Annotated in this window: 11 protein-coding genes; 5 read left to right on the top strand and 6 right to left on the bottom strand. The window is 63.2% G+C overall.

Annotation, left to right across the window (positions count from 1 at the left end; translation table 11 throughout):
* Window positions 1–274: NAD-dependent epimerase/dehydratase family protein (locus AC1P6P_RS17480; RefSeq protein WP_481403728.1), on the bottom strand; the 274-nt coding region annotated here is incomplete at its 3' end.
* Window positions 271–1,377, bottom strand: coding sequence for an NAD-dependent epimerase/dehydratase family protein (locus tag AC1P6P_RS17475; RefSeq protein WP_481403727.1), 1,107 nt, complete (start codon window positions 1,375–1,377; stop codon window positions 271–273). The genes AC1P6P_RS17475 and AC1P6P_RS17480, both read right to left, overlap by 4 nt.
* A gap of 171 nt (window positions 1,378–1,548) precedes the next feature.
* Between AC1P6P_RS17475 and AC1P6P_RS17470 the strand changes: the two genes are divergently transcribed.
* Window positions 1,549–2,325: a Crp/Fnr family transcriptional regulator gene (locus AC1P6P_RS17470; protein WP_481403726.1), complete on the top strand. Its 777-nt coding sequence runs from the start codon at window positions 1,549–1,551 to the stop codon at window positions 2,323–2,325.
* A gap of 39 nt (window positions 2,326–2,364) precedes the next feature.
* Here the strand turns inward: AC1P6P_RS17470 and AC1P6P_RS17465 are convergent, their stop codons facing one another.
* The gene (locus tag AC1P6P_RS17465) at window positions 2,365–2,883 is read right to left on the bottom strand and encodes a DUF4142 domain-containing protein (RefSeq protein ID WP_481403725.1); all 519 of its coding nucleotides are present in this window, start codon (window positions 2,881–2,883) and stop codon (window positions 2,365–2,367) included.
* Window positions 2,884–2,989: 106 nt separating this feature from the next.
* On the opposite strand from AC1P6P_RS17465, the gene egtB reads away from it, so the two are divergent.
* On the top strand, window positions 2,990–4,237 hold the full coding sequence (gene egtB / locus AC1P6P_RS17460; protein ID WP_481403724.1) for an ergothioneine biosynthesis protein EgtB: 1,248 nt from the start codon (window positions 2,990–2,992) through the stop codon (window positions 4,235–4,237).
* Window positions 4,234–5,169 (top strand): L-histidine N(alpha)-methyltransferase, encoded by a 936-nt coding sequence (gene egtD, locus AC1P6P_RS17455; RefSeq protein WP_481403723.1) that lies wholly within the window; start codon window positions 4,234–4,236, stop codon window positions 5,167–5,169. Before egtB ends, egtD begins: the two co-directional genes overlap by 4 nt.
* An 11-nt stretch (window positions 5,170–5,180) precedes the next feature.
* Here egtD and AC1P6P_RS17450 read toward each other — a convergent pair whose 3' ends face one another.
* Window positions 5,181–5,564 (bottom strand): PRC-barrel domain-containing protein, encoded by a 384-nt coding sequence (locus AC1P6P_RS17450; protein WP_481403722.1) that lies wholly within the window; start codon window positions 5,562–5,564, stop codon window positions 5,181–5,183.
* A 138-nt stretch (window positions 5,565–5,702) separates the two neighbouring features.
* On the opposite strand from AC1P6P_RS17450, the gene AC1P6P_RS17445 reads away from it, so the two are divergent.
* Window positions 5,703–5,834, top strand: a complete 132-nt coding sequence (locus tag AC1P6P_RS17445; RefSeq protein ID WP_481403721.1) for a hypothetical protein — start codon at window positions 5,703–5,705, stop codon at window positions 5,832–5,834.
* Here AC1P6P_RS17445 and ku read toward each other — a convergent pair.
* Together ku and AC1P6P_RS17435 are read right to left on the bottom strand one after the other, a co-directional pair.
* Window positions 5,824–6,702 (bottom strand): non-homologous end joining protein Ku, encoded by an 879-nt coding sequence (ku, locus tag AC1P6P_RS17440; RefSeq protein ID WP_481403720.1) that lies wholly within the window; start codon window positions 6,700–6,702, stop codon window positions 5,824–5,826. The genes AC1P6P_RS17445 and ku overlap by 11 nt on opposite strands.
* Before the next feature lie 126 nt (window positions 6,703–6,828).
* Window positions 6,829–7,011, bottom strand: a complete 183-nt coding sequence (locus tag AC1P6P_RS17435) for a DUF1328 domain-containing protein (protein ID WP_481403719.1) — start codon at window positions 7,009–7,011, stop codon at window positions 6,829–6,831.
* A 203-nt stretch (window positions 7,012–7,214) separates the two neighbouring features.
* Here AC1P6P_RS17435 and AC1P6P_RS17430 point away from each other — a divergent pair.
* Window positions 7,215–8,100, top strand: an 886-nt coding sequence (locus AC1P6P_RS17430; protein ID WP_481403718.1) for a PAS domain S-box protein, incomplete at its 3' end; no start/stop codon positions are given.

Genomic DNA, 8,100 nt, shown 5'->3' with positions numbered 1-8,100 from the left:
CGAGGCTGGTGGTGACCGCGACCTGCGCCGCCAGATGCAGCACCGCGCGCGCGCCATCGATGGCCGCCGCAACAGCCTCGGCATCGCGCACATCGGCGACCTTGACGCGGACGAGATCTGGATAACGCTGTTTCAGCCAGGTCAAATTATTCTCGACATGCGGTCGTGCCAGATTGTCGAAGATCACCACCGGCTGACCGCGACGCGCCAACGCGGCTGCGAGGTTGGTGCCGAGAAAACCGGCGCCGCCGGTAAGGACGACGGGCGCGCTCATGCCACCAGTCCGCGGCGCTGCAGTTCTTCCGTCGCGCGTTCGACACTGTCGATCGGCACCTGTCCCGACAGCCATTCAACCAGTTCGCTCAGCGCTTCGTCAAAATCGACCTGCGGCGTGAAATCGAAGGTATCGCGGGCGAGGGTGATATCGGCGAAGCAATGGCGGATATCGCCGGCGCGCGATTTTCCGGTGATGTGCGGGGTGATGTCGTTGCGGCCCATGGCGCGGGCGAGGTTCTCGGCGACATCGGCGATGGCGCGGTCCTGGCCGGAGCCGATGTTGAAGGCGCGCCCGGCCGCGGCGGGAGATTCCAGCGCCATGCGACAGGCGCGGGCGACGTCGCGGACGTGCACGAAGTCGCGGCGTTGGCGGCCGTCTTCGAACACCATCGGCGGGCGGCCGTTGAGCAGGCGCGAGGCGAAGATCGCCAGCACGCCGGTATAGGGATTGGACAGTGCCTGATGCGTCCCGTAGACGTTGAAAAAGCGCAACGCCACCGCATGCCGCTGATACGCCGCGCCGAAGATCAGGCACATGCGCTCCTGCGCATATTTGTTGAGGGCATAAACGGAATTGAGGCATGGCGCTTTGGTTTCAGGCGTCGGTACCGGTTCGAGCACGCGACCGTCGGCCATCAGTTCCCAGCGCCCGGTCTTCAATTGGGCCGCCGACCGGATCTCGGGTTCGATCAGCGTCTTGCCGTGGCGGGCCAGGCCTTCGCCGTAGATGCTCATCGACGAGGCGACCAGAAGGTGGCTGATATCGCGCCGGATCATCGCTTCGAGCAGCACCGCGGTGCCGAGCTCGTTGGTCGCGGTGTAGCGGGTGATTTCATACATGCTCTGGCCGACGCCGACCGCTGCCGCCAGATGGCAGACCGCGTCGATGCCCTCCAGCGTGCGCTGGACAGTATCGGCATCGCAGACATCGCCGCGGACGAATTCGACGTCGCTGCTGAGATAGATCGGCCGCACGCCGCCGGGGTGCACCTGGTCCTCGAGCGAATCCAGAACGCGGACGCGATAGCCGTGGTGCAGAAGTTCGGTGGCGAGATGGGAGCCGATGAAACCCGCGCCCCCCGTAATCAAAACGTTTTTCACGCGCAGTCTCCTCCGTTCTGGCTAACGTCTACGACATGGATTGTGTTCCCAATTGCGCCGTGGTGACGGTGCTGTCAGGCGTGCGATTTCGCGAAAAAGTCGAAATGCAGAGGAACCATCATGCGGTCGCCGGCTTATGCGGTGGTAACACTGACAAACCAGCGTCGCCCCATGAAAGCTGACCTCGATCGTTACGCTCCCGCCGCCTTCGGAGGCATCCTGACGTTCGGAGGCATTACGCTGTCGCGCGCGGAGTCGTCGCTGCTGGTGCGCCAGCTTGGCGCCATCCAGACCCATCGCCCCGGCGCGCGGTTGATTTCCGAAGGCGATCCGCTCGACCGTCCCAAGCTGATCCGCTCCGGCTGGGCCTGTCGCGTGCGCTATCTCAGTGACGGCCGGCGTCAGATTTTGAACTATTATCTGCCCGGCGACGTGATGGGCTTGTCGCTCGAGCCCGATCCGGTCGCGTTGTCGGGCTATGCTTCGCTGACGCGGCTGATGACGATGGAAATCGGCGCGCTGCGCACGCTGGTGATGGATCGGCCGGCGGATTATCCCGAACTGACCGCGGCCTGCCGCAAGATGAAGGTGCATGAAGAACATTATCTGCTGTCGCAGATCACCCGTATCGGCCGGCAGAAGGCGTATGAGCGCGTCGCCCATTTGCTGCTCGAATTCCATTCGCGCTTGCGGCGCACCGGCCTGGCCGACGGCACCTCGTTCCAACTGCCGCTGACGCAGGAGGCCCTGGCTGATGGGCTCGGGCTCAGTGCGGTGCATGTCAACCGCACCTTCAAGCTCCTCAGGCGGAAGAATTTCGTCCGTACCGAGCGCGCCACCATCACCCTGGTCGATCCCGAGGCGCTGGCCGAGATGTGCGGTTTCCACGAGCCGGATGACGTCACCGAACCGGAAGCGCGCCTCACCCAGGCAGCAGTGTCGTTCTGACCCAAACGAGGAGGGCACCGTCGCCGGTGCCCTGTTTGACTACGGCTGCCGCTGCGGCATCTGCATGCCTTGCATGCTGCCCATGCGCGATCCTTGCAGCGATTGCGCGATGGCGAGATGGCGTTTCAGCACCGGAAGCTGTTTGGCCGCCAGCGCGCTGACCTTGCCGTCTTTGGCGGCGGCTTCCTTGGTGAAGGCGGCGATATCCTTGTGATGGTCTTCGATCATGTGATGGATGAACTCGCGGTCGAATTCGGCACCGCTGAGCTGCGCCAGCTTGTCGTAAGCCTGCTGCGCCTCCGGTTTCACATCCGATGGCGTGTTGGCCGACATCGAGGTCGCCAGCGATGCCACTTCGTTTTTCCCCTTGGTATGGTCGGTGACCAGGGTCTGGCCGAATTTCTTGACGCCGGCGCTTTGGGCTTTCTGGATGGCGAGCTTGCCCATCATGATCTCGGCGTTGTCGCCTTTGGCGGCGTCCATCAGGAAGTCGCTGCCTGTCGCGGCGAAGGCAGAAGTGGTCAGCGCGAAGACGGCAATGGCGGCGAAGTGTTTCATGGCGTTCCCAAGGTTGGATTTTCCGGAAGTGAACGGCCCGCGCCAAGGCTTCGTTCCGCCGCTTCCCGGACGCCACCAGGGAACTTTGGCGCCCGGCGGGCGTTCCATGCCGATTGGGCGGGATACCATGCTGCACACCAAGATCGACGACATTGCCGGGTTGCGGCGGCGCTACACTGCCGTGAGGACGCTTTCCGAAGCGCTGGCGCTGCCGCTGTCGGCGGAGGATCAGGCGATCCAGTCGATGGCGGATGCCAGCCCGACCAAATGGCATCTGGCGCACACGACGTGGTTTTTCGAACGCCTGATCCTCGCCGGTCGTGCCGGCTATCGCGTCTTCGATGCCCGCTTCGATGCGCTGTTCAATTCCTATTACCTCGGTCTGGGCGCGCCGCATTTGCGGGCCGAGCGCGGGCTGCTGTCGCGGCCGGCGCTGCGCGAGGTGCTGGATTATCGCGCCCATGTCGATGCCGCGATGCGCCAGGCGATCGGCGATCCGCAGACGGCGGCAGTGATCGAACTCGGTCTCAACCATGAGCAGCAGCATCAGGAGTTGATCCTTACCGATATCAAGCACGCCTTTTCGAAAAATCCGCTGGCACCGGCCTATTGTCCGACGGGATCGGTGCCGGCGCGCACGGCGGCGCCGTTGTCGTGGTGGCAGTCGGGTGGCGGCTTGGTGGCGATCGGCGCCAGCGGCGATGATTTCGCGTTCGACAACGAGCGGCCGCAACATAGTGTCATGGTGGCGCCGTTCCGCTTGGCCTCGCGTCTCGTCACCTGCGGCGAATATCAGGATTTCATCGATGACGGCGGTTATCGCCGGCCCGAGTTTTGGCTGTCGGATGGCTGGGCGTTGGCGGCGGCGTGGCAGGCACCGCTGTATTGGCGTCCCGACGGCACGCACTTCACGCTCCACGGCATCCGCGCCCGCGATCCGGCCGAGCCGGTGGTGCACGTCAGTTTCTACGAAGCGGCGGCGTATGCGGCGTGGGCGGGCAAGCGGCTGCCGACCGAATTCGAATGGGAAGCGGCGGCGCGCGATCTGCCGGTGACGGGCCATTTCCTTTCCATTGACGCGTTAAGGCCGCGCGCGGCAGAGGTCGGCGTGCGTCAACAGATGTTCGGCGACGCCTGGGAATGGACGCGCTCATCCTACGATCCCTATCCCGGCTTCCGCCCCTTCTCGGGTGCCGCAGCGGAATACAACGGCAAGTTCATGGTCGGCCAGATGGTTTTGCGCGGCGGTTCGTGCGTGACTCCGCCGGGGCATCTGCGGGCGAGCTATCGCAATTTCTTTCCGCCGGCGACGCGCTGGCAATTCAGCGGCATTCGCCTGGCGGAGGACGCATGAACTATCCCTTGCGGCAGAGCGAGAGCCCGTTTGCGGCCGACGTGATCAGCGGGCTATCCGCAGCGCCGAAATCGCTGCCGGCGAAATATCTTTACGACGCCCGCGGCTCGCTGCTGTTCGACGAGATTTGCGAGCTGCCCGAATACTATCCGACCCGGGTTGAGACCGCGCTGCTGAAACGCCACGCCCGCGCCATTGCCGATCTGGCGGGCGAGGGCGTCACGCTGGTGGAATTCGGTGCCGGCGCGTTGAAGAAGATCGAGCTTTTGTTGGCGGCGCTGGTGCGGCCGGCCGCCTATCGCCCGATCGACATTTCCGGCGATTTTCTCGAACAGCAAAGTGCGGCGCTGCGCGAGCGCTGGCCTGATCTTTCCGTGCGTCCGGTGGTCGCCGATTTCACCGTCGCCGATCTGCCGCAGGCCCACGCCGGTGAGCGTCGGGTCGGCTTCTTCCCGGGTTCGACCATCGGCAATTTCGATCCCGACGATGCGGTCGCGTTCCTCAGGCGGGCGCGGGGGGCGCTGGCGGGCGGGGCGCTGCTGATCGGAGTCGATCTGGTCAAGGCGCCCGCGGTTCTGCATGCCGCCTACAACGACACGGCCGGGATCACCGCTGCCTTCAACAAGAACATCCTGATGCGGATCAATCGCGAGCTCGGCGCCGATTTCGATCCGGCGGCATTCGATCATTATGCCTTCTACAATCCGGTGATGCGGCGGGTGGAAATGCATCTCGTCAGCCGCATCGGCCAGACGGTGGAAGTGCTCGGCCGCCCCGTCCGCTTCGAAGCGGGCGAGCCCATCCACACCGAGAATTCCTACAAATACACGATCGGGGAATTTGAGGATCTCGCCTTGGCGGCCGGATTCGTGCCGCGCGCCGTCTGGAGCGACGGGCAGTTCAGCCTGCACTGGCTGGTGCCGGCAGGCTGAACCCGTGCGTCTCACCAGTAGGGCGTGACGCCGTAATAGGAATAGAGCGCCGTTTCGCGGTCGCGATCGTAGCGGGCCCAATCTTCGCCCTGGCCGAAACGCGGCGCGCCGCGCAGCTGGGCGTCGGAAATGTTGACCTCGTAACCGCCGAGATCGGTATTATAAGTCAACAGCGACCACGGCACCGGATAATGATCGTCACCGATGCCGAGGAAACCGCCGAAGCTCATCACCGCGTAGCCGACCTTGCCGCTCAGCTTATCGATCATCAGGCGGTCGATGGTGCCGATGCGATCGCCATTGGAGCGGTAGACGGCGGTCCCTTCGACCTTATCGCTGCCGATCAGTCCGGCGGTTTCGCGGGACGACAGCTGTTCGCTTTTCTGCAAAGCCATATTGCACCTCGTTTGGGGGATTGACGTTGAAGAACGCGCCGTGCGTGGCGTCAGTTCCTCACCGGAATGGTGCCGGCAGAGCGGAACCGTGACACACTCCGACCGTTGCATGACGGTGGGAATTCAAGGGAGAGTGGCATGGATCATTATCGTGCCGTCCGTCGCAACGATGTGCCGCGTGCAGCCTACATCCTGACCGTCAGCGGCATTCTCGGCCTCGTCACCTTCACGCTCGTGTATCTCTCGACGCTGTCGTTCATCACCGGCTGACTTTGCGCTTCTTCGGCGCCGGCTTCTTGGGCGCTTCCGGCTTTTTCAGGCTGCGGCGAAGCGCTTCCATGAGGTCGATGACATTGGATGCCGGTTCCGGGTGCGGCGCTTGCACGGTTTTTCCCTCCTGCTTGCGCCGCACCAGATCGCGCAACGCCTCTTCGTAGCGGTCGCGGAACGTGGAGGTGTCGAACGGGCCCTCACTTTGTTCGATGATGCGCTCGGCGATATCGACCATGCGCGCATCGGGCTTGTCGGCCGGAATGCGATCGAACGCCGTCATCGGATCGACCACCTCGTCGCGCATTCGCAAGGTATATCCGATCAGCCCCTTGCCGGACGGTTCCACCGCCATCAAACGCTCGCGGGTGTGCATCACGACGCGGCCGAGCGCGATGCGCTGTGTCTTGACCAGGGCTTCGCGGATGACGCTATAGGCTTCCGCATCGCCTTCCGGCAGCAGGTAATACGGCTCGTTCCAGAACAGCCGGTCGATCGCGGCGGCGTCGACGAACAGCTCGATCTCCAGGTTGTCGGTGGTCTCCAGCCGCACGCCGCTCAGCTCGTCATTGGTGACGATGGCGTAGCGATCCTTTTCGAACTCGTAGCCTTTGACCAGATCGGCGCGATTGACCGGTCCGGCGTCGGGATCGGTCGGAACCATCCGTATGCGATTGTTCGTGGCCGGATTGATCAGGTGGAAGGAGATGTCGCGCCGCCGGCTCACCGCGCCGAACAGCGCCACCGGGCAGCTCACCAGCGACAGCCTGAGGTTACCCGACCAGATCGGCCGGTTCGATAGCGGCGGGGCACCTTCGGGAGGGCCGCGTTTCACCGGTTTGGAACGTGGCGGCGCCTTGCGTGCCATGGGGTTTGCTTGAAGGTTGAGGAACGAGCGGGCTCCCGAACGGTCTTGGGAAGGGGGCTGGGCGGCCGTGTCGAATTCCCGCTCGCAGGTTCTACAACGCTCCGGTTGGGGAGCGGTTCCGGGATATTATATCGGTGGTGTGCCGCGGGTGCGCCCGGTGATCAAGCTAATGGCCAAGAGCACGACGAAGGCGACCAAAAGCAGTTTGGCGATCTCCGCGGCGAGACCTGCCATCGCGAAAAATCCAAGAAACGCTGCAATCAGCGCCAAAATGAAAAAGGTGAGAGCCCATCCGAGCATCCGTGCCATCCATTGTGAAGTCTCGCAGGAAAAATCGATGAGACATGCGGCCGGTTCCCCTTGCCCTTGCGAACGCCGTCAACTGTGATCTCAAAATGGTCACAGCGTCCAACCGTTGCCACCGAGACGGCATTCGCATCGAACGGATAGAGTGACTGCGAATTCAGTCCTCGCCCAGTCCTGTCATACGGGCGGACCTCAGAAGGTGCAAGGTGGAACTGACATCGATCGGAGTGGGAGAGGAAGCGCTTGCGGGCGTCGATTGGCTGGCCAGCGTGGACACGGGATTGGGACCGCTGGCATGCATATTTGATGCACTGCCGATGGCGATTTATGCCACGGATGCGGCCGGAAAGATCGTGTTCTTCAACGCGGCCGCGGTCGCGCTGTTTGGTGCCGAGCCGGCCGGCGGCGCCTGGAGCGATACGCGCCCGCTTTATTGGGCTGATGGCACACCGATGCGCGATACGCCGATAGCAATTGCGCTCAAGGAACGAAGGCCTATTCGCGGTGCGGACGGCCGTATCGAAGGACCTGACGGAACACTGGTTCGCGTCCTCATCTATGCCACCCCCATGTTTCAGGGAAAAACGCTGATCGGCGGAGTGAATGTGATCCTAGATATTGGCGAGCAAAATCGTGCCTCCTATCTCGAGCAGCGCCTTGCTGCGATTGTCGAGTGCTCCGAAGACGCTATCATCTCCAAGGACCTGACTGGCACCATCATCACTTGGAACAAAGCGGCCGAGCAGTTGTTCGGCTATACCGCCGCTGAAGCCATCGGCCGTCCGGTGTTGATTCTGATCCCGGAAGATCGTCAGCAAGAGGAGGAGGCCATTCTCGCCTCGATCCGCAGCGGTACGCCGGTTGCTCGTTACGAAACGTGGCGGCGGCGGAAAGATGGCACGCTCGTGCCGATTGCCCTGACGGTATCGCCATTGCGTGATCGTTCCGGGCGGATCATCGGCGCTTCGAAGATTGCGCGCGACATCAGCGACCAGGTCCGCATCCGCGAACATCAAACCCTCGTGCTCAACGAGATGAGCCACCGGGTAAAGAATATTCTCGCGGTCGCGGGCGGTTTGATCGGCCTGTCGG

The organism is Rhizomicrobium sp. (genome assembly GCF_056722145.1).
Note: the sequence above shows the minus strand (reverse complement) of the source record. Positions and strands in the feature narration are given on the sequence as shown.

Bases quoted from the DNA above. Each gene is read 5' to 3' on its own strand.
- AC1P6P_RS17470 (WP_481403726.1), top strand. From the start codon at position 1,549: ATGAAAGCTGACCTCGATCGTTACGCTCCCGCCGCCTTCGGAGGCATC.
- AC1P6P_RS17465 (WP_481403725.1), bottom strand. From the start codon at position 2,883: ATGAAACACTTCGCCGCCATTGCCGTCTTCGCGCTGACCACTTCTGCC.
- egtB (WP_481403724.1), top strand. From the start codon at position 2,990: ATGCCGATTGGGCGGGATACCATGCTGCACACCAAGATCGACGACATT.
- egtD (WP_481403723.1), top strand. From the start codon at position 4,234: ATGAACTATCCCTTGCGGCAGAGCGAGAGCCCGTTTGCGGCCGACGTG.
- AC1P6P_RS17450 (WP_481403722.1), bottom strand. From the start codon at position 5,564: ATGGCTTTGCAGAAAAGCGAACAGCTGTCGTCCCGCGAAACCGCCGGA.
- AC1P6P_RS17445 (WP_481403721.1), top strand. From the start codon at position 5,703: ATGGATCATTATCGTGCCGTCCGTCGCAACGATGTGCCGCGTGCAGCC.
- ku (WP_481403720.1), bottom strand. From the start codon at position 6,702: ATGGCACGCAAGGCGCCGCCACGTTCCAAACCGGTGAAACGCGGCCCT.
- AC1P6P_RS17435 (WP_481403719.1), bottom strand. From the start codon at position 7,011: ATGGCACGGATGCTCGGATGGGCTCTCACCTTTTTCATTTTGGCGCTG.